The sequence below is a fragment of the Clostridium celatum DSM 1785 genome (assembly GCF_000320405.1).
Classification (GTDB): domain Bacteria; phylum Bacillota; class Clostridia; order Clostridiales; family Clostridiaceae; genus Clostridium; species Clostridium celatum.
On sequence record NZ_KB291710.1, the window covers coordinates 15,744 to 37,240 of the forward strand.

At 27.2% G+C, this 21,497-nt stretch carries 18 protein-coding genes, 1 pseudogene and 2 riboswitches; of the genes and pseudogenes, 4 read left to right on the forward strand and 15 right to left on the reverse strand.

From position 1 onward, the window contains the following. Positions 1-100: 100 nt before the first annotated feature. Positions 101-198, reverse strand: a riboswitch (purine riboswitch). Between the two features lie 197 nt (positions 199-395). The 7 genes and pseudogenes from HMPREF0216_RS14790 to HMPREF0216_RS14810 all read right to left on the reverse strand — a co-directional run bounded on the left by HMPREF0216_RS14790 (position 396) and on the right by HMPREF0216_RS14810 (position 8,596). After that, positions 396-1,466, reverse strand: a pseudogene (locus HMPREF0216_RS14790) (BMP family lipoprotein). Between the two features lie 128 nt (positions 1,467-1,594). Then, positions 1,595-1,692, reverse strand: a riboswitch (purine riboswitch). Between the two features lie 252 nt (positions 1,693-1,944). Continuing rightward, entirely contained in the window at positions 1,945-3,786 is a 1,842-nt protein-coding gene (asnB, locus tag HMPREF0216_RS14795; RefSeq protein ID WP_005215941.1) for an asparagine synthase (glutamine-hydrolyzing), read from the reverse strand. Positions 3,787-3,961: 175 nt separating this feature from the next. After that, complete coding sequence (locus tag HMPREF0216_RS17240) at positions 3,962-4,060, reverse strand: MetS family NSS transporter small subunit (protein WP_147576285.1); 99 nt, start codon at positions 4,058-4,060, stop codon at positions 3,962-3,964. 1 nt (position 4,061) lies between these two features. Continuing rightward, positions 4,062-5,585, reverse strand: coding sequence for a sodium-dependent transporter (locus HMPREF0216_RS14800; protein ID WP_005215945.1), 1,524 nt, complete (start codon positions 5,583-5,585; stop codon positions 4,062-4,064). A 360-nt stretch (positions 5,586-5,945) separates the two neighbouring features. Then, a complete protein-coding gene (locus HMPREF0216_RS14805; protein WP_005215946.1) occupies positions 5,946-6,776 on the reverse strand; it encodes a Cof-type HAD-IIB family hydrolase in 831 nt (276 codons plus the stop codon). Between the two features lie 215 nt (positions 6,777-6,991). Then, entirely contained in the window at positions 6,992-7,114 is a 123-nt protein-coding gene (locus tag HMPREF0216_RS18005; protein ID WP_005215947.1) for a hypothetical protein, read from the reverse strand. Between the two features lie 75 nt (positions 7,115-7,189). Beyond that, positions 7,190-8,596: an aminotransferase class I/II-fold pyridoxal phosphate-dependent enzyme gene (locus HMPREF0216_RS14810; protein WP_005215949.1), complete on the reverse strand. Its 1,407-nt coding sequence runs from the start codon at positions 8,594-8,596 to the stop codon at positions 7,190-7,192. A gap of 185 nt (positions 8,597-8,781) precedes the next feature. On the opposite strand from HMPREF0216_RS14810, the gene HMPREF0216_RS14815 reads away from it, so the two are divergent. After that, a complete protein-coding gene (locus HMPREF0216_RS14815) occupies positions 8,782-9,426 on the forward strand; it encodes a pentapeptide repeat-containing protein (RefSeq protein WP_005215951.1) in 645 nt (214 codons plus the stop codon). 86 nt (positions 9,427-9,512) lie between these two features. On the opposite strand, the gene HMPREF0216_RS14820 is transcribed toward HMPREF0216_RS14815, so the two are convergent. The 8 genes from HMPREF0216_RS14820 to HMPREF0216_RS14850 all read right to left on the reverse strand — a co-directional run bounded on the left by HMPREF0216_RS14820 (position 9,513) and on the right by HMPREF0216_RS14850 (position 18,469). Then, complete coding sequence (locus HMPREF0216_RS14820) at positions 9,513-10,730, reverse strand: M16 family metallopeptidase (RefSeq protein ID WP_005215952.1); 1,218 nt, start codon at positions 10,728-10,730, stop codon at positions 9,513-9,515. 182 nt (positions 10,731-10,912) lie between these two features. Beyond that, the gene (scfB, locus tag HMPREF0216_RS14825; protein ID WP_005215954.1) at positions 10,913-12,265 is read right to left on the reverse strand and encodes a thioether cross-link-forming SCIFF peptide maturase; all 1,353 of its coding nucleotides are present in this window, start codon (positions 12,263-12,265) and stop codon (positions 10,913-10,915) included. A 229-nt stretch (positions 12,266-12,494) separates the two neighbouring features. Continuing rightward, complete coding sequence (gene scfA, locus HMPREF0216_RS14830; protein WP_003371542.1) at positions 12,495-12,632, reverse strand: six-cysteine ranthipeptide SCIFF; 138 nt, start codon at positions 12,630-12,632, stop codon at positions 12,495-12,497. A gap of 383 nt (positions 12,633-13,015) precedes the next feature. Continuing rightward, positions 13,016-13,282: a hypothetical protein gene (locus HMPREF0216_RS14835; protein WP_005215956.1), complete on the reverse strand. Its 267-nt coding sequence runs from the start codon at positions 13,280-13,282 to the stop codon at positions 13,016-13,018. 74 nt (positions 13,283-13,356) lie between these two features. Continuing rightward, the gene (locus tag HMPREF0216_RS17245; RefSeq protein WP_005215965.1) at positions 13,357-13,524 is read right to left on the reverse strand and encodes a hypothetical protein; all 168 of its coding nucleotides are present in this window, start codon (positions 13,522-13,524) and stop codon (positions 13,357-13,359) included. A 29-nt stretch (positions 13,525-13,553) separates the two neighbouring features. After that, positions 13,554-14,456, reverse strand: coding sequence for a 3'-5' exoribonuclease YhaM family protein (locus tag HMPREF0216_RS14840; protein WP_005215966.1), 903 nt, complete (start codon positions 14,454-14,456; stop codon positions 13,554-13,556). A gap of 185 nt (positions 14,457-14,641) precedes the next feature. Beyond that, complete coding sequence (locus tag HMPREF0216_RS14845) at positions 14,642-16,789, reverse strand: YhgE/Pip domain-containing protein (RefSeq protein ID WP_005215967.1); 2,148 nt, start codon at positions 16,787-16,789, stop codon at positions 14,642-14,644. A gap of 234 nt (positions 16,790-17,023) precedes the next feature. Next, positions 17,024-18,469, reverse strand: a complete 1,446-nt coding sequence (locus tag HMPREF0216_RS14850) for a VanW family protein (protein WP_169317590.1) — start codon at positions 18,467-18,469, stop codon at positions 17,024-17,026. Between the two features lie 280 nt (positions 18,470-18,749). Here HMPREF0216_RS14850 and HMPREF0216_RS14855 point away from each other — a divergent pair, with 280 nt between their 5' ends. The 3 genes from HMPREF0216_RS14855 to HMPREF0216_RS18015 all read left to right on the forward strand — a co-directional run. Continuing rightward, positions 18,750-19,922 (forward strand): DEAD/DEAH box helicase, encoded by a 1,173-nt coding sequence (locus HMPREF0216_RS14855; RefSeq protein ID WP_005215969.1) that lies wholly within the window; start codon positions 18,750-18,752, stop codon positions 19,920-19,922. A gap of 180 nt (positions 19,923-20,102) precedes the next feature. Beyond that, positions 20,103-20,723 carry a spore germination protein gene (locus HMPREF0216_RS18010; protein WP_005215970.1) on the forward strand — a complete coding sequence of 207 codons (621 nt, stop codon included), beginning with the start codon at positions 20,103-20,105 and terminating at the stop codon, positions 20,721-20,723. Positions 20,724-20,749: 26 nt separating this feature from the next. After that, on the forward strand, positions 20,750-21,497 hold a 748-nt coding region (locus HMPREF0216_RS18015), incomplete at its 3' end, for a spore germination protein (RefSeq protein ID WP_278244430.1).

Sequence of the window (21,497 nt, forward strand, 5' to 3'; positions counted from 1 at the left end):
TCATATTTCTAATATACCTACTTAATAGGTATATTAAAGACGTATCGATTCCCAAAGTGAAAGTAATACGCTACAATCTACTCATTATTCGTATATAGTCGCTTGCACTAAATTCACTCATAGTCGGAAATTTACGGCTTCCGGTAGAAACACCCCACCACATCTGGGGTTCATATGAGTTGTTCTATTGTTCGTGTTTATTATATTTAATATTATTTTCTATGTCAATATTATTTATATACTTTTTACACTTTTATATTTTATTAATTCGATAATATCTCTTATTAGTATTTTTTATTTTTATTATTTTCTATAATTTAACACAACTTTTATTATTTCCTAGCTAAAAAGGACTATGTTAATCTTATTAACATAGTCCTAAGTTTATATCAATACTATAATTCAGTTTTCACTTCAATCTCATCTGCTTTAATAGCATTTATTACTTCATTAACTTTTGCAATTGTATCATCACTTAAGTTTGGATTTTCACTTGGAATACCAACAGCATCATTTTTAGCATCAAATCTTAGCACTTGCCCACCTGGGAATTGACCATTTATTTCATCTTCTATTATTTGATATGCTGCTTCATCAATCTTTTTAATAGCTGAAGTTAATACTACTGATTTGTTACCTTCATATATTCCATCATCATATTGGTCAGAGTCAACACCTATAACCCACACTTCTTCACCATTAACTACTCTTGTCTTAGCTTCTGTAATAACACCTATATTAACTCCTGCAGCAGCAGTAAATATTGCTTTAACTCCACTATCATACATTTGAGCTGCTAATTGTTGTCCTAAAGCTGTATCAGAGAATGAACCTGACTAAAATATATTTTCAGTCTTTAAGCTAACATTTGTTCCATAATGTTCATTTGCATACGCCACACCTTGTTGGAAACCATAGTTAAACTTTTTAACTGATGGTATCTCCATTCCACCAATAAATCCGAAATCACCACTTTTTAGTTGAACTGCTGATGCAACACCTGCTATAAAACCACTTTGTTCTTCTGCAAAGTATACTCCAACTGTATTATCTGCTACAACATAATTATCATTTCCATCATTTGGTTCACCATCAATTAGAACAAACTTTGCATCTTCATATTGACTTTGAGCTTTATAGATAGCTGTTTCAAATTTATAACCTGGTGTTACTATAAATTTATAACCTGAATCATAAAGATTTTGGATTTCTGTTAAATAACTTGCCTCTGATTCTCCATTAGGTTGCATAAAAGTTGTTTCAAGCCCAAAACTCTTTTCAGCTTCTTTAATTCCTTCCCACGTACCTTGATTAAATGATTTATCATCAATAGTACCTGTATCAGTAACCATTCCAACCTTTAATGCACCATCATTTGTTTTTGATGAGTTATCATTGTTACCACAACCAACTAATCCTGTTACCATTAACGCTGAAAGTGCTAATGCAATAACTTTTTTCTTCATAAGTAGACTCCTCCTAAATGCTCACATTTTTGTATTTTTATAATTAATATTTACTCTACATTTAAAATACATAAATAACTACAGTGAAATTAATACACTATAACTCTTGTATAATTCGTATAGAGTTAATATATATTAAGCTCACTCATAGCTGAAAATTTAAGGTTTCCAGTAGAAACATCCCACCATATTTGAGATTTATATGAGTCCTTTTTTTATTCGCGTTCCATTATAATTTATATAATTTTCTTTGTCAATATATGTTTTATATAATATTTAATGTATTTTACTATATTTTTATTTTTATAATTATTTAATTAAGGGCGCTTCTATTCCCCCTATAAATCTCATTTTAAATTTATCTATATATTTATCATTTCCATTTCAATTTAATATTATAAAAAAAAGATTAAAACTATTTCTAATCTTAACCTTTTCTTTATAATATTATAAATTTGAAATCTAATTCATTATAATATTAAATTAATATATTAACATTATATTCCCTTAACCATATATCAACTTGAATTAAATACGCTATCATTTGTGGTCCAGTCATAAGTTGTCCAAACCATGGTGTCTTATAAGCTTTTCCTTTGGTATCAACTATTTCTTGTACCGTATCTTTATTTATTATCTCCAATATTGGTGATGTTTTATCATTTAATATTTCATTCATCATATTGCATACAACATCTGTATATTCCGGATTATGAGTCTTTGGATATGGACTCTTCTTTCTATATATTATTTCATCCGGAAGTATTCCTACCAACGCTTTTCTCAATAACCCCTTTTCCCTTCCATCCAAAAGTTTAACATCAACTGGTAAATTAAATGCATAATCAACTATTCTATAGTCTGCAAAAGGCACTCTTACCTCTAAACTATTATACATACTTGATCTATCTTTCCTATTTAATAAATTAACCATAAACCATTTCAAATTTAAATAGAAAAGTTCTCTCATTCTATAAGTCTTTTTATCTTCATTATCTAAATGTGGAACTTCTTTTAATGTTTTTAAATACTCTTCATTTACACACTCTTCAATTTTCAAATCACTTTTTGATTCATTTAATATAGTTTTTCTTTCTCCAACAGATCTTGACCACGGAAAAGTATGTGCATTTATCATTTCCTCATGTGTGAACCATGGATATCCAGCGAATAATTCGTCTGCACACTCTCCTGATAATCCAACAACAAAATCTTTCCTTATCTCTTTACAAAATAACAAAAGAGATGAATCTACATCTGCCATTCCCGGTAAATCTCTTGAAATTGTAGCTTCTCTTAAAGCTTTTGCTAAATCTGTTTGCTTTAACAAAACAGTTCTATGATCACTATCTATAAATTTAGCCATACGTTCTGCAAAATATTGATCTGATGTTGGTTGAAACAATGAAGCTTTAAAAAATTTATCATTTCCTTCATAATCTATAGAATAAGTTGTAAGCTTCTTTCCTCTCTCTTTAAATTCAGTTGAAGCTATAGCTGATATGGCTGATGAATCTAATCCTCCTGATAAAAATGTACATACAGGCACATCTCCAACAAGTTGCCTTTTTATAGCATCAATTAACAGTTGTCTTACATGACTTACTGATTCATCAGTAGTTTCATTTAATTCTCTAGCTGTTACCTTCCAATACTCCCAAATCTTCATATTATCTTCTGTTATTAACATACAATTTGCAGGAGCAATTTCATTTATTCCCCTGTATATTGCATGGCCTGGTGCTACTGCTGGTCCTAAAGCAAAAAGTTCAGTTAATCCTTCCTTATCAACTTCAGCTTTAATTTCTGGATGAGCTAATATAGTTTTAATTTCTGAACCAAAAATTAAAGTATTACCTAATTTTGAATAAAACAAAGGTTTAACTCCCATTGGATCTCTGGCTAAAAATACTTGTCTTTTACCCTCATCATAAATTGCAAATGCAAATATTCCATTTAGCTTACTTATACAATCTATTCCCCAGGCAATATATGAAGTTAATAATACTTCTGTATCAGAATAAGAATCAAATTTATATCCTTCCTCTAATAATTCCTTTCTTAAATCCTCAGTATTATATAATTCTCCATTATATACAACTACATACTTTCTATTACCTACTTGTTTTATCATAGGTTGTTTTCCACCTTCAGGATCTACAACAACTAATCTTCTATGACCAAATAGTACATTTTCTGTAATATAAGTTCCTTCACTATCTGGCCCACGCCTTTCTAATGTCTTAACCATTCTACAAATTATATCTTTTTCCTTTGATAAATTTCTTTTAAAGTCTACTATTCCAGCTATTCCACACATAATTTCACCTTCTCATTAAATTCATAGTATAAAATATGATAAAATTCTTAGTTAAGTGCAATATGAAGACTATTTCAAAACAAATTTAATAATATACACAAAAAGGAGTCAGTAAACTGACTCCTTTTTTGATTGCTAAATGTTTATATATAATCTAAAATTGTTAGCTATTTAATTATTTTTCCTTCTTTATTGATATAGTCAAAGTAGTTAATAATCCTCCCCATAAAACTACTGCTCCTATAATAAAATAAGTTAATGCAGTTGTGGTCATTTTATACTACCTCCTCTTTTAATTCTTCACTTTCATCAAAACTTTCTATAGCCTTGTTTTTCCATGGTTTTTTAGAAATTAATAATGAACCTATAATCCCCAATCCAATAACTGACCATCCATATGCAAATATTTCTGGTAAGTTATATCCACCATACGGCGTCTTAATCTCAGTAACAAAATTACTAATTAGCATATATGCTAATATTGCTGGTGTTATAAACTTAACAGTAAAATCCCACCATTTTCCTATTCTAAAATACGAAGTCTTATTCGTATGATTTCTAATAACCTCTGGTTTTATTATCCATCCTATAACTATAGCTTCAAGTAATCCTACTACAACTATTCCATAACAATTTATAAAGTTATCCATAATATCTAAAAGATATAAACCTGCTCCGCTTGCAAAAGTTCCACTTACTAAAAGGCCTGTAATACAGATACCTGTAACAACTTTCTTTCTATCCCATCCTGTTTTATCTATAATAGCTGATGCTACTGCTTCAACTAATGATACACACGATGTTAATCCAGCAAATACTAAACAAGCAAAGAATAAACATCCAAGAATTGTTCCCCATGACCCCATAACTGTAAATACCTTAGGGAAAACTATAAACGCTAGTCCAATACCACTTGAAACAACTTCTTCTACTGGTACGCCTTGGCTTGTTGCCATAAATCCTAAAATTGCAAATACCCCAATAGCACATAAGAATTCAAATCCACAATTTGCAAATCCCGTCATAAATGCACTATTGTTTATATCAGTCTTTTTAGGTAAATAACTTGAGTAAGTCATCATTATCCCCATTGCTAAACTTAACGAATAAAATACTTGTCCATATGCTGCTATCCAAACCTTTGGTTCCATAACCTTACTCCAATCTGGAGTAAATAATTTATTTAATCCTAAAGTAGCCCCCTCTAGAGTTACGCCTCTAACAACTATTATCACCATTATTGCTATAAGTGTTGGTAGTAAAACTTTATTTAATTTCTCTATACCACCTTTAACCCCTCTATAACATATAAACCAACTAATTCCCCAAACTAAAACTATTCCTATTAAAATTGGCCATATTAATCCACCAAAGTTAAAAGGTGAATCTGTAAGTCTTAAAAAATCATCATAAAAGAAAGTATTCGGATCATTTCCCCATCCTTTACTAAAACTTAATGTAAAATACTTCATAGCCCAACTTAAAATCATTGAATAATATCCTAAAATAAAGAATGCTGAAATACTTGGCCACCATCCAAGCCATTCCCACTTTTTATTTGCCCTTGCCATTGCTAAAGGAGTTGAACCTCTAAATTTATGTCCCATTCCATATTCAAGAATTAAAAGCGGTATACCTGCTGTAAATATTGCAAAGAAATATGGAACTAAGAAAGCTCCTCCACCATTTTCATATACTAAATACGGAAATCTCCAAATATTCCCTAATCCTACTGCCGATCCTACTGCAGCTAATATGAAACCAACTTTACTTCCCCACTGGTCTCTTTTACTTTCCATGAATTATTCCCCCTTTGTTTTCCATTTTATCCTTAAACATATAATATATTATTTTAGCAACTTTTTCAACCTTTTACTGCTTATTTATTAAATAAATCTCATTTTTTATTATCAATTTATCAATACTTTCCGTATTTATTATCATTTTATCTTTTATCATTGATATTACTAACTTTCTAAGATTTTTTTCTATTTAAATTTAATTGGTATTTTTACTAAATTTAACTTTTAAGCACATATTTCCTTTAATTTCTTATTTATTTTTTATTATATAAACAAAAAACAAACCACAGTTTTTTCAAATTGTTAACAAAACTACGGTTTGTTTATTATTTTTTATACAATTTCCACTTTTTTAACTTATATTTTATTTTTAAATCTTTCTTCTAAATATTTAGCTACCCCATCTTCTTCGCAACTTCCAATAACATCAGTAGCTATTTCTTTTATTTTCTCTGCAGCATTTGCTGTAGCATAAGCTTCATCCGCCAATTCAAACATTGGTAAATCATTTACGTTATCACCAAAGCAAACTACCTTATCATAATTTAAATATTTAGATAAATATTTTATACCATTAGCTTTAGATGCTTCATTACTATATGCTTCTAAAAAATAGCAATCTTCATATACATCTCTATAATAATTAACAGTTATACCGTCAACTTTTTCTATTTCTTCCGCAATTCCTTTTATCTTTTCATAAGTATCAAAAGCAACGAAGTTTATTATGCTTAAATCTTTTATAGCTTCCTTATAGTTCACAATTTCTACAAAAGTTTTTAACTCTTTATCTGCACGCTCTTTATAAAAATTATATTCATAAATATGCTCGAAATTTTTATGATAAACCCATAAATGATTTTCTTTAATACCATATACTAATGGGTTTTTGTTGAATTTTTCAAAAATATCTAGCACTTTATTCGCTGAAATTTTATGAATATCTTTTATATCTATATACTTTAATTCTTTAGTATCATATATTACTACACCATTCATTAAAGCAATTGGTAATTTCAAATTTAATCCATCTAATATCTCAACCGCAGTTGCTGGAGTTCTAGCTGTTGCTACAGTAAAATTCACTCCTTCATCTATAAGTTTATTAATAACTTCTTTTGAATAAACTGTTACTTCTCTTTTATTATTTATTAGTGTTCCATCTAAATCTGTAACGAATAATTCCATAAACTTTACCTCTCCTCTTTTGTATCCTATTTTTATTAGGGTTTTATACTATAACACAGAATTAAAATTTATGCTATATATTTTTCAGAATATATTATAATTTTGTATTATTGTATAACTTGTCCTATTAATTGAATCCTTTTAGTAATGGTACCTTTAAAGAAAGTATTAATAAACTTCTTATCTTTTATTAACACTTTCTACTTAAATAATTTCTATTTATTTCTTTCCCATGCACCCATTATAAAGTCTTTTCCTGTTTCATCTTTCATTAATTTTTCTGCCTTTTTTATAGCTTCAAATTCAATTTCACTTACTTCTGCAACTTTATATTCCATCAAATCATCTCCTTAATAATGATAGTATAGTTTTTGTATCTTTATTTTTATCTATTCATATCATTATTAAAGTATTTATTTTATTATCTTTATATAATTATCTTCTATTCCTATTACTGTTTTTTTATTATTTATATAATCTTCTATAATACTTACTGCTTCTTTAGATATAACCTCTCCTGGACATACCAAAGGAATTCCAGGTGGATATGGTATTAACGATTCTTTAGCAACTTTTCCGACAGAATCACCAATCTTTACAATTTCATATTTTTTATCAAAAACTTCATATGGCTCCATAATCTTTTCTGGTATTATATCAAAATAATTTTGATAATGATTATCTTTTAATTTTTCTATATCTAATTCTTCAATTGCTAAATATATCTTTTCAAAATCTTTATCTATATTAAATGGTGATAATATTAATACTACTCCAGATGCAAAGCTCATTTCACATTGAATTTTTTTACTTCTAAAATAATCTAATAATTTATGTCCACTATACTCCTTGTCTAGTGTAATAACATATCTACTTAAATCTAAATTATAGTTACTTGGTAAATCTTCTTCTTTTAATATAGTTATTTTATTTAAAGAATTTATTTTAACACTCCATTCTTCTGATAAATGGATCAAATTATTATAATCTTTATCAGAATAGTTATCTAAATAATATCTACCATAATCTAAAGATGACATTATTAAGTACGATGGAGAAGTAGTCATAAATGCTCTTAAATAAAATTCTATATTATTATCCTCATTAACTAAAAGATATGAACCTTGAGTTAAACTTGGCAATGTTTTATGAGCACTTATTACAGTATAATCAGCAAACTTAACTATAGATTTTGGTAGTTTTTTTGAAAATCCATAATGCGCTCCATGAGCTCCATCTATTATTATTTTAAATCCTTTTTTCTTTAAATCAACAAGTATTTTAGATATATCATAACTTATTCCAAAATAATTTGGATAAGTTAATATTATTCCCTTTGGATTATCACATTCTTCTATTGCCTTATAAATTTTTTCTTCATTTGGTGGCAAAAACAGTCCTTTATCTTCATATATTACAGGTTCAATATATTTTACTTTTAATTTTCTTAATATAAGTCCATTATAAATTGACTTATGACAATTTCTTTCAACTAAGACTTCATCCCCTTCATTAAAAGCATCAAAAATACAAGCTAAATTTCCTCCACTACTTCCATTAACAGTAAAATAAGCTTTTTTAACACCATAAGTCTTTGCAAGTAATTCTTGTGCTTCTTTTATAACCCCCTCTGGACAATGAAGGTTATCTAAGGGATCAACCTCTGTTATATCTAAAAAACCCATATTAGATACAAATTCTTTTCCAATATCATCTCTTAAAAATCCAATACCACTTTTGTTTCCTGGCATTGAAAGAATAAGATTATTCTCCTTTTTATATTTTAATACTTCTTCTAATAACGGTACATTTTTACTCATATCTTCCTCTTCTTTTAAAGTTATTTAATATTTATAATCTTATATTAATAAATATTAAATATAAATACTATAAAATTTCAATATATATCGGTATACTTAATATTCTTGCTTCTTTTCAAAACATTGACTGCTCTAACTTTAATTATTATACTTATTATTAATATTGTAAAATACAGGAGAATACTATGAGTAAATTAATAAAAATACAAAAACCTAAATTTGTAGATGATTTATATGAAATAGAAGACATTTATGATGAATTTATATATGAAGATACTATAAAAAATAAAACTATAGAAAATATTACTATTAGTGATAAAAATGATACTTCAGTAACTATTGATTCTTGTATATTTAAAAATGTAACTTTTAAAAGTTGCACCTTCCCTAGAATTGATTTAATTGATACAAAATTTGAAAACTGTGATTTATCCAATGTAAGTTTTAGTGGTGGAAGTATTCATAGAGTGGAATTTATAAACTGCAAACTTGTTGGTTCAAAATTTGATGATTGTATTATTAAAGATGTATTATTTGAAAATACCTTAGCTAAATACTGTAATTTCTCATTTTCAAAATTTAAAGGTGCTAATATAATAGAAACTAATTTATGTGATGCTATTTTTCAAGAAGCACAACTAAATAAAGTTTGCTTTAATAATTCTGACCTTTCAAACTGTTACTTTAATAAAACCTCATTAACAAAGCTAGATTTAACAACCTGTGATATATCTAATATAGACGTAGAAATTAAAGATCTATACGGTACTGAAGTAACAGCAATGCAAGCTTTAGACTTAACTCGCTTAATGGGACTTGTAATAAAATAAAATCATCTAATATTAACTACTTAGAAACAGTATTAATAAATCCTTCGACTTATTAATACTGTTTTTTCTATGATTTATCTCTACCATTAAAAATTAGTTATAACTTGTATTGACATATTTTCAAAAACCTTATTAGCTGTATTAATAATAAAATCTACTGGCATTTTATTTAAATTTTCAGTTTCATCAATATATAGTAATCCATCTCCAAACATAGTATCATAAGTAGCTAATTTCATAGCTAATCTTACACTTTGTTCATCAGCAAATAATCTTTTCAATCTGAAACTCTTTATTAAAGCTTCAATATCTTTCTTTTGTAATTTTTCCCTAAAACAATCAACATTTTGTACTAACTCTTTCACAATTTCTATTGATTTATCTACATTTTCATGAGCGGTACTATAAGTAATTTTATAAACCTTTATATGTTCTTCATTAGCTACCCTTGTTAATACATCATACACTAATCCATATTTTGTTCTTAATGTGTCAAATAAAACAGAATTTACACCTTCTCCAAAATATTGATTAAAAACTTTTAATGCTTTTATCTCCCATTGATTCAGTTTATTAATAGGGAAAATAACCTGAACCTTAGCAGTATTTATCTCTGCTTTCTTATCTATAAAAACCCCATTTTTAGGGTTTATAATTATTTCATCCTTTTCAGGAAGTCTTTCACTTCTCCAGTCTATAAAGTACTCCTCTACCAAATCCCTTACTTCTTCAAATTCTAATTGCGAGATAATAGTTATAGTTGCATTATTAGCACAATAATAATCATTAAAGAAATCTATTGCATCATCTATTGTTATATTATTTAATGATTTCTCTGTGCCTATAATAGGATACTTAATTCTTCTACCTTCCATACAATTTAAATAAAGCTTATCTTCAGTATATTGCTCCAGCTCTTCATCCCATTCTTTAAGTTCCTGCTTTATAACCTCCATCTCTTCCTTAAAGCCTTCCTCAGTAAATACTGGTGCTAAAAGAATATCTGAAAATAGCTCCAATCCTTTTTGTAAGTCTTCACTTAGTAATGTTCCATAAAAGACTACATAAGGGTAATTTGTCATAGCATTTTGAAATCCAAATATATTGCTTAGCTCTTCATTTATTTTCTTTTCACTTCTTGTTTCTGTTCCCTTATATACCATATGCTCAGTAACATGAGCAACTCCAAGATTTTCTCCATCACGTGCTGCCCCTGCATCCAAAGAAATAGCTATTGAGCTTAATTCACTATTACTTTTTTTATATATTAACTTTAATCCATTATCTAAAATATAATCTTTCATTTATTTCACCTCAATTAATATTTTATCAATTTTGTGTTTCTTCAATTTAATAATTATTTTACTACATCCTCATTGATACCTATATATAGTATATTTATACTTTAAATTTTATAAACCCCTGCCTTTCCATAATAGCAAAAAACTCCAAGTTTACATATACTTGAAGTTTTTTTATAAAATATTTATTCTGCTTTAAGTGCTATAGCACATTCAATTCTCTTCTTTTGCATTTTACATCCTATTTCATAAGGAATGTTCATATCACCATTAAATGCAAAGTTATTTGATTGACATCCACCTGAACAGTAGAATCTAGCCCAACATTCTCTACATTTTGGTTTATTATAAATATGAGCCTTCTTAAACTTCTTACCAAGTTCTGAATCATATGTATCATCATAGATACTTCCAAGCTTAAATTCTTCTTTACCAACAAATTGGTGACATGGGTAAACTTCACCTTGTGGAGTTATTGCAACATATTCAAATCCCGCACCACATCCTGAAATTCTCTTATAAACACATGGTCCACCATTTAAATCAATATTAAAGTGATAGAAGTTGAATTCATCCCCTTCTTTCTTTCTTCTAGCCATTTCATTATATAGTTTATCATAGTTTTCGAATATTTCTGGTAAATGTTCTTCTTTAAGTTCTAAGAAATGTCCTTTTTCTAAAACTACTGGCTCAATTGAAATTTCTCTAAATCCTTCATTTACCATAGCTTTAACATCTTCATAGAAATCAGTATTGGCTCCTGTAAATGTTCCTCTTACATAGTAATGTTTAGATTTATCTCTTTTTTCAATCATTCTCTTGATATTTGGAAGTATATCATCATAAGAACCACTGCCATCAACTTTGATTCTTACATTATCATTAACTTCTTTTCTGCCATCTAAAGAAAGGATTATATTACCCATTTCTTTATCCATGAAATCCATCATTTCTTCAGTTAAAAGAGTTGCATTAGTAGTCATTGTAAATCTGATGTTCTTTTTCCAAGCTTTTTCGTTTTCTCTGGCATACGCTATTATTTCTTTAACCTTGTCCATGATCATTGTTGGTTCTCCACCAAATAAATCAATTTCAATATTTCTTCTAGGACCACTTCTCTTAACAACATAATCGATTGCTTTCTTCGCTGTTTCAACAGACATTACACCTTTATGTCCATTGTATTCACCTTCATCAGCAAAACAATATTTACATCTTAAGTTACATCCATGAATTATATTTAGACATACTGCTTTTATATAATCTCTATCATCCATTGATGAATGTGCTATATCTTCATATTGATCCTTTGAATATAATATATCTTCGTCTATAAGCTCAAGTAATTCTTCATAAGCTTCAGATATAGTTTCTACACCATATTTATCTCCGAATTCTTTTATAAGCTCTTCTTTTTCTCTTAATTTGTTGTCATCTACTAAATCATAAACTAATTCATCTACTATATGAACAGCTCCTGTATTTACATCTAGTACAAAGAAATTGTCACCTTGCTTAAATTTATGTATTAAAGCCATAGCAAGTCCTCCTAATTATTATATTTTTATCTTAAAACACTTACCGGTTATAATTTAAATTTTTATATTAACTCATAGTTAAATTTATTTATATAAATAAATTTAATTTTAATTCTTTTCTGTTATAAAACATATTTTTAAGTAAAATTTACCTTAATAAGAATAATATTACTTTTCTCTTAAAACAACATTAAGCAGTAACTAAAAATAGTTACTGCTTATGTTTTTCTTAGTTTTCACATTCTAAGTTAGCAACTGTGCAAGAAGTTTTGCAAGCTGATTGGCATGAGTTTGCACATTCCTTACATCCTGGTTTGCATAAGCTATTTTTGATGTTAGTTTTGTTTATTGTTTTTATGTGTTTCATGTCAAATCCTCCATTTTATAAATATAACATTGGTAATTATAGCATAGTTTGTCATGGTAATAAAGTATTTCTTTCCATACCCTCTATACTTTTACCTAATCACCTTATATTTATATTATTACTGCACTGTTTTATTCCTACCATTGTGATAAATAACTACTTTTATTTTTTATACTATGTGAATTTTAATATAGATAAAAAATTACAAAGCACTCTTAAACATAAATATTAAATTAAAAATGGTAAATTAAATGAACTGACTTAGCAATCATATTCATCATTTACCATTTTCAACTTCTAATTTATAGTTAATCATCTTTGTAATATACTTAAATTCTTTATGTATTCATTTTATTAAATATTTTTTATTATAAAACTTATTTTTATAACGATGTTTCTTTTCTTATTTCTTCTATCATATCATCTTCTGAAAAAGTCTTATCTTCATAAGGACTATAAATATCTTCTAGATGGACTGTATAATAAACATTCTTACTTTTCTTTTCTTTTGGTTTGACTTTTTCTTTATCTTCTTTCATGCTTTCTAGCTTTTTGTTAATATTACTTTTAACTAATACTCCTGCTGCTACTGATGCAACCACTGCTGATAATGCTCCAAAAAGCAGCTTTTTATTGTTCTTACCACTCATAATATCACCTCACTATTTATAAAAATTATATCTACATTATTACTTCAAGTCAATTTACAAATTTGTTAATTTTATTATTTATTAAACTTTTCTCGTTCTATTTCGATATTACTTTTATTATTATTAAACTTATTTGTATTATTAGCTTTAACTATATTTTCTACATTTACAATAGGCGTATCATTTGAAATTGCTTCACAAAAAATATCTTCTTCTATTGACTTATCTTTAAATTTATTCATAATTATCCTCCTTACATTTATATCCTTTATTATAAATACAACCTTGTTTCTATTCTTCTATCATATTCAGACCAATTTCCTTCATCAGTTTTTTCTTTTATTTGAGAAATCTTATTCATTGTAGCATCTATTGAATCTGCAGAATTTAGAATAAAAGCCTCTTCCATTCTCATTTCTCTTGGTGAACCATATTCAAGCTTACCATGATGTTGAACTATACACCCCTTCATTCTAGTCATAAAATCTTCAGAGTAAAAACCCTTATTACTTAAAAAAGCTTCTTCCAACATTTGTGTTCCAATAACAATATGCCCTTCCATTTCTCCTCTTAATGTATATTTAAAAGGTCCATCATAATATAATTCATATATTTTACCAATATCATGAAGCTTAGCTGCTAATATTGCTATTTCTTTATATCTACAATTATATTTTTCACAAAGCATTATCGTTAAGTACATTACCCCTAATGTATGCTCTGCAAGACCTCCTATATAATTATGATGCATAGATACCCCACCAATACCTTTTTTAAATTTTTCTAAAAATTCTTCATTTTTAAAAAAATAATCATTTAACGCTTTTGCTTCTCTAGATATTATGTATTCATCAGTATAAAGTTCTAATTCCTCCATAATATCCTCTATTGGTCTTTTTACTGTTGGTAAATAGTCTATAGCATTGTATTCATTTAATATACAGTATTTTTTAACCTCTAAATTAACATCTTTTTTACCTTCTATTTCTAAAACTACACCTTGCTCTATATCACTTTTTTTAGTTGGTATTGTAGCTTTTATTTCTCCACTTTTATCTGCTAAAATACATACTATCTTACTAGTATCCTTAAACATCACTCTCATCACCATAAATGATGTTTTAATTTCACTTCCATTTTTTACATCAGCTAAATATATATCTTTCTTACTCATCACTAAATCCTCCAAAGAAACTAAATAACTTTATATCTATATTCTAGTCTATCCTAAAGAATATCAAAATATTTTTTACACTTTATTATGATTTTAAAATAAAGAAAAATGACTTATAACTAAGAATATAGTAAATAAATATTAAAATACCCTTGCTATAAGCCATTACTTTAATTTTTTAATTATTATTCTCCAATTCCACTATTTTCTACACTTTCTTTAAATCCATGTAACAATTTATTGATTGGTTTTTTTAGGAATATTGAGATTAATATAAATATTGCTCCATATACCAATAATACTATTACATCTTGCATTAAAACATTTTGAACTACGCCTCCAATTGCCTCTCTTGCAAAAGAAATAGCATAAGTAAATGGTAAAAATGGATGTATAATTTGAAAAAATTTAGGTGTTAGTTGAATAGGAAATGTTCCTCCTGAACCTCCAATTTGTATTACTAATAATACAATTCCTAGAACTTTTCCTACATTTCCTAGTACAGATACAAGAGAATACAGTATAAATGTAAATATAATGCTTGTAAATACACTTCCTATAACAAATAATACTGGATTTACACAATATATTTTTAATAAATATAAATCTCCAACTGCTACTATTATTGCTTGTATTATTGCTATTGTTAGAAATAATAATAACTTTCCAAAATATTGTTGTGTTGATGAGTATTCCCCATGCACTTCTGTAGTTAGCATAGATGCTAATAATAATAGTCCTACCCATAATGATAATACTGTATAGAATGGTGTCATTCCTGTTCCGTAATTACCCATTGGGAATAGTTTATTTTCAATTATATTAACAGGTTCTGCCAAAAAGTCACTTCTCTTTTTAACATCACTCTTTAACAAATCTATTATTTCTTTTAAATCATTGCTATCTTTTATACCACTAATTTTGCTTACTAAGTCATTTATCATATCTTCAGCTTCTGGAAGCTTTTCCTTTACAAACTCAATTCCTTCTATTCCTTTATCTGCTCCTTGATATACTGTGTTTAGTATATCAGTTACTTGTGGAAGTTTTGTTTCTGCTTGCTCTAATACATTGGCTGCATTATCTGCTACTGTATATGCATCATCAAATATTGTGCTAATTTTTCCAGCTATATTCGCATCAAAATTATTATATAAATCACTTGTTATATTACTAATATCATCAGCAATAGTTATTACATTATTTAATAAAGATAAATCTGGCGCTTGCCCATTTGCTATATTAGTTTTAACTGTATTTAAAGCACTAATAGCTGAATTAACATTATCATTAACTCCTTGCAAAGTGGATATAATATCATCAAATTTACCTGGACTAAACTTATTCATAGTTTCTAAAATACCAGTTAATGAACTTGCACTATTACTTATACTATTAAGCTTTTCAATTAAACTATCTATCATTTCCGGCGAATTTTCCACACCTGAGTTTATTGCATTTATTACTGCATCTGTATACTTTGATACCTCTGTTGATATTTGATTTACTATATTAATATCATTTTTAATTATTGGTGCTATATTACTTAAACTATTTTTAGAAGTGCTTAAAAAATCTTTTACTTCCCCACTTAAAGTTTGTGCATTGTTAATAGTTTGTTCTATAAGTGGAATATCATTTTGAATTCCTGATACTAATGTCTTAAGTTGCTCTGCCCCTTCTCCAGCCAAATTAACTATATCATTAATATTCCCAAAATGTCCTTGTATATCTAATAAAGAATTATATATTGTATCAATTTTAGGAATTTGATTTTCAAGCTCTACACCTATTTTGTTACCCATTCCAAATACTGCATCGCTTACGCTTGAAACTACTGCTTCACTTATCTTTTGTTGAACTGAACTTGCTCCCTTATCCGTTAATTTAGGTGCAATAGCATTTATTTTTTCGTTAACTGTATAAATTATATCTCCTTTTGTTACATTTTCTCCAACAATAGACGTTAAGTTTTTAGAAAAGTTTTCAGGAATAGTTATCATTGCATAATACTTTCCTTCTTCAACCATTTTATTAGCTTCTTCTTCACTAACAAACTGCCATCCTAATTGTGTATTACTTTTCAATTCATCTACTACATCATTTCCTAAATTTAATTCTTTTCCGTTAAGTGTAGCTCCAACATCTTTATTTACAACACCAATCTTTATTCCACTAGTTGCAGATTCTGCATATGGATCCCAAGATGCCTTAATATTAAACCAAGCATACAATGATGGTAGTATACATAATGCTAACACCACTATTAAGGCTCCATAATTTAAAAAAATATTTTTCAAATCTTTTTTGTAAATCTCAAATACTTTTTTCATATTTTTCTCCTTTGTTATTTATTTTTTTAGATATTTAAAATTAAATATAAATTTATTGATATTATTATGTTTTCATAAATTACAATTTTTATCACAATTTATAATTTTTAATTATTTAAAATAATAAAAAATGGCTGTATCAAAAGTTAATATGAATATTTCTAAAAATTATCATATAGTTATTTTGATACAACCAATTTAAATTTTAATACTATCTTTAAATAAATTATTTTATTAACTAAAAGGCCTATAACTACTACTATTTAAGTATTCTTCATAAACTACATTTCCATCTGCATCATATCCATAAAGATATGTTTCTGCATAAAGACTACCACTTGGATAAGCCTTTGGCTCATATGTTATTCCATTAGTAGCATTTGTATTAGACCAAAACTCTACTGTTAATGATCCCTCACTAGTATAAGCCTTTATTACTATAGGATATTCATATGGATTTTCAAATACTAAGTCTGGCTCATAATCTCCAATTGTTGCATCCAATCCTATTGGTGCATATCCTACTGTCATCATATGATTTGTTCTTTCTAACGGAACAATTCCAGATCTAAGCTCTGCATTATAAAGTGTAGTTGCTATTTGACATACTCCTCCACCATATCCTGGCACTACTTGTCCATCAACATAAGTATTAGCTAAAACAAATCCATACTCTGCTGTTGTAGGTCCTATAGCATCAACAGTTGAGAAAATATCCCCTGGCATAAGTAATGTATTGTCAATATCAAGTGCTCCTAAAGCTATATTAGTCCCACTTGGACCTGCTGAAAAATAAGTAGTATAACTTCCAATAATTCCATTTACGCTTTGAAGTGCTTCTGCTGTTATATTAGGGTCAACATCTTTTATTTCACCTGACAATGTAACTACATCATTTCCACCAATATCTTCAACTACTGATTTTATTTCATTAGTTAATTTTTCTGAATCTAATTCACTTCCAATTTGTCCATCTGTAATGTTTATTTCTCCCCCGTTAATATTAATAGATGCATCACTTGGCTCTACATAAACTTCTGTAGCTATTTTTTGAATAAATTCATTTATTGCTTCTTCATTGTAAGTAAGTTTTACTTCATAATTTTTTTCTTCAGGATCTCTTATAAGCTTTAATTTTTCAAAAAACTTATTGTCTTTTCCATAATTTAAAACTTCATTTTCAATAGCTTCAAAATCTATATCTAAATCTAAGGCTCTTCTTGCTATTTCAAACTTTCTATCACCAATAGTTACTTCTATTTCCTTTTCTTCTACAGTACTTAATATTTCTTCTAGAGTTTTATGGAGCTGATCTTTATTCATTCCACTTATATCTTTATCTAAAATATAAGACATTGGATATACTTTATCATTATAACTTTTAACTAAGTTATTTATTTTTACTCCATAATATATACCACTTATCAATAAGATAGCTATAACTAAAGATATGCTGCCTATTATTATTTTCTTTTTCCCATTATTTTTTTCCTTAGTGGTATTGGTATTAGAAAATTCCTCTTCATTAACATATTTAATGTCATTTTTTTCATTTTCTTCTTTACCATTAACCTCTTCATTGTTCTGTATTATTTCTTTTTCATCTGTAGTGTTACTTATTTCATTTCCTATAGATTCTTCCTTAATACCTCCAGCCTTTTCGATATCTTCTTTTCCCATTTTTTGCTCCACCCCTACTTTAAAACTTATTACTTCATAGATATATTCAAAAATATTAAATTTATGAACCAACTTTTCCATATTCAAAATTGTGTACTAATAATAACGCTTCTACATTATATTATATATATAGTTACCATTTTTTACAATTATTTTTATAAAATTCCCCTTATTTCTTTATTTAGGATTATATTTTTTGTATAAAATTATTTTCTATACTAAATTAAAATTTAGTGTATACTATAAAAGTACTTTAAAAATAAAAAATGAGGAGAGAATAATGAATACAACTTTTAATGAACTTAATTTAAACTCAAATATAATTGAAGGTTTAAAATTACAAAATATAACTACACCTACAGAAATACAAACTTTAACAATCCCAAAGGCTTTAGAAAATATGGATATAATTGCCGAATCTCATACTGGAAGTGGTAAAACTTTAGCTTACATATGTCCTATTTTTGAAAAAATAAATACTGATAAAAAAGAAATGCAAGCTATTATTTTAGCACCAACACATGAATTAGTAATGCAAATAGATGCTCAAATTAAACTTCTTGCAAAAAATTCAAATATAAATATATCTTCTCTTACTATCATGGGAGAATCTAATATTGAAAAACAAATAAAAAAAATTAAGGAAGTTAAACCACATATAATAGTTGGTTCTGCTGGTAGAGTTCTTGATTTAATTAAGAAGAAAAAAATTACTGCACATACTATTAAAACAATCGTTATGGATGAAGCTGATAGCCTTTTAGCTAAAAATAAAGCTACAATAATTAAAGATATAATTAAAGCTACAATGAGAGATAGACAACTTATGTTCTTTTCTGCTAGTATAAATGCTACAACATTAGATATAGCTAAATCATTAGTAAAAGAAGTTGAAATAGTTAAGTCAGAAGAAAAATCTGTTCTTAATCCTAATATTTCTCATATGTTTATAACTTGTGACTTTAGAGATAGATTTGAAACTTTAAGAAAACTTTTAGCTGCGGAAACTCCTACTAGAGCAATTGTTTTTGTAAATAACAGTACAGAACTTCAAAACATTAATGAAAAATTAGATTATCATAAAGTAAAATCTACTGCTATTTATGGAAATGCATCTAAAGAACAAAGACAAAGATCAATTGAAGCATTTAGAAATGGTAAATTTAATGTTTTAGTATCTTCTGATGTATCAGCTAGGGGATTAGATATTCCTGAAATTACACATATAATTAGTATGGATTTCCCTGCAAATCCTGATGAATATTTACATAGAGCTGGAAGAACTGCTCGTGGAACACTTTCTGGTTCTTCAATTTGTATTGCTACAAAAAAAGATTTAAATGCAATAAAAACTTATCAAAAAGCGTTCAAGATAAAATTCAAAGAAATGAATCTTTATGGCGGTAATTTAATTCCTGTAAAACCTATCGAAAAAAAAACATCATATAAATAGATATTAAATCAATTATAAAATTTAAAGAAAGTAATACTAACTTTCAGAAAATTTAATAATTGACTTTTTTATTTATATCCCTCCTTATATTTATAATTCATATAAGTCTATTCATACTTTGGTATATAAGATAAAAAAAAGCTAAAACTAAAGTTATTATTATATTTTAAGGAGGAAAAGATGAAACTAACAAATGATTTTAAGCACAACTTAAATACTATAAAAAAAGAGCTTAATGTTGGTAAAAGCTTTGATGTGTTAGAAAGAATTATAGATGTGCATAATACCAAATTTTATTGTTATTATCTAGATGGATTTGTAAAAGATACTAATATGGAATATGTCCGCAGAGATATGTACAATGTAAAAGCAGATGAGTTTAAATTAATAACCTCTGCTAATGAATTGATTGAAAAGGCACTTAGCTCAATAGAAGCTAGTACTGATAATGATATTGATAATTTAGTAAAAGCCGTTCTTTCAGGTCAATCTATATTACTTTGTGAAAAGTTTCCTGAAGCCTTAGTATTAGACTATAGAACTTACCCCTCAAGAGGTATTGATGAACCTGATAAAGAAAAAGTTCTTCGTGGTTCACACGATGGCTTTGTAGAAACTATCGTATTTAATACAGCTCTAATACGTAGACGAATACGCGATTCAGACTTAATTTTTGAAATGCATACTATAGGATCAATATCCAAAACAGATATTGCTATTGGCTATTTAAATAGTACTGTTGATAAAAAAACATTAAATAAAATTAGAGAATTAATAGATATACTGATATTAAATCCCTAACATTAGGAGATGAAAGCTTTATTGAAATTTTAACTCCTAAAAATAGATTAAATCCTTTTCCTAGAGCTAGGCATACAGAAAGACCTGATGTAGTTGCTGCTGAAATAGTTGAAGGAAAAGTCGCAATTTTAATAGATAATACACCTTCTGTTTTAATATTTCCTGCAAGCATATTTGATTTTATTCAATCTATTGATGATTATTACTTACCAGTTTTAACAGGTAATTATTTAAAAATTTTAAGATTCTTAGTTCTTTTTGTTAATATGTTTTTAACTCCAGTTTATGTTTTATTAACTGATAATCCTCAATGGCTAGTTGGAAAACTAAACTTTTTACTTCCTAAGGATCCATATGTACTGCCAATATTTTTACAATTCATATTAGCTGAATTTGCTATAGATGGACTTAAATTAGCTTCACTTAATACACCTAATTCACTAGGTACATCACTTTCAATTATAGGTGGTTTAATATTAGGTGATTATACTCTACAAACTGGTTGGTTTACACCTCAAACTATACTTTATATGTCAATAGTTGCATTATCTAGTTTTGTCCAACCAAGTATAGAATTAGGATTTGCTTTAAAATTTTTGCGTATTATACTACTTTTATTAACAGGTTTACTAGGTAAATGGGGATTTGTTATAGGAATAATTATAAATATTATAATCGTATTAACAACTAAAACAATTACTGGTGAAAAATACTTATATCCACTTATTCCGTTTAATTGGAATGATTGGTCTTATGTCAATATTTTGGACACAA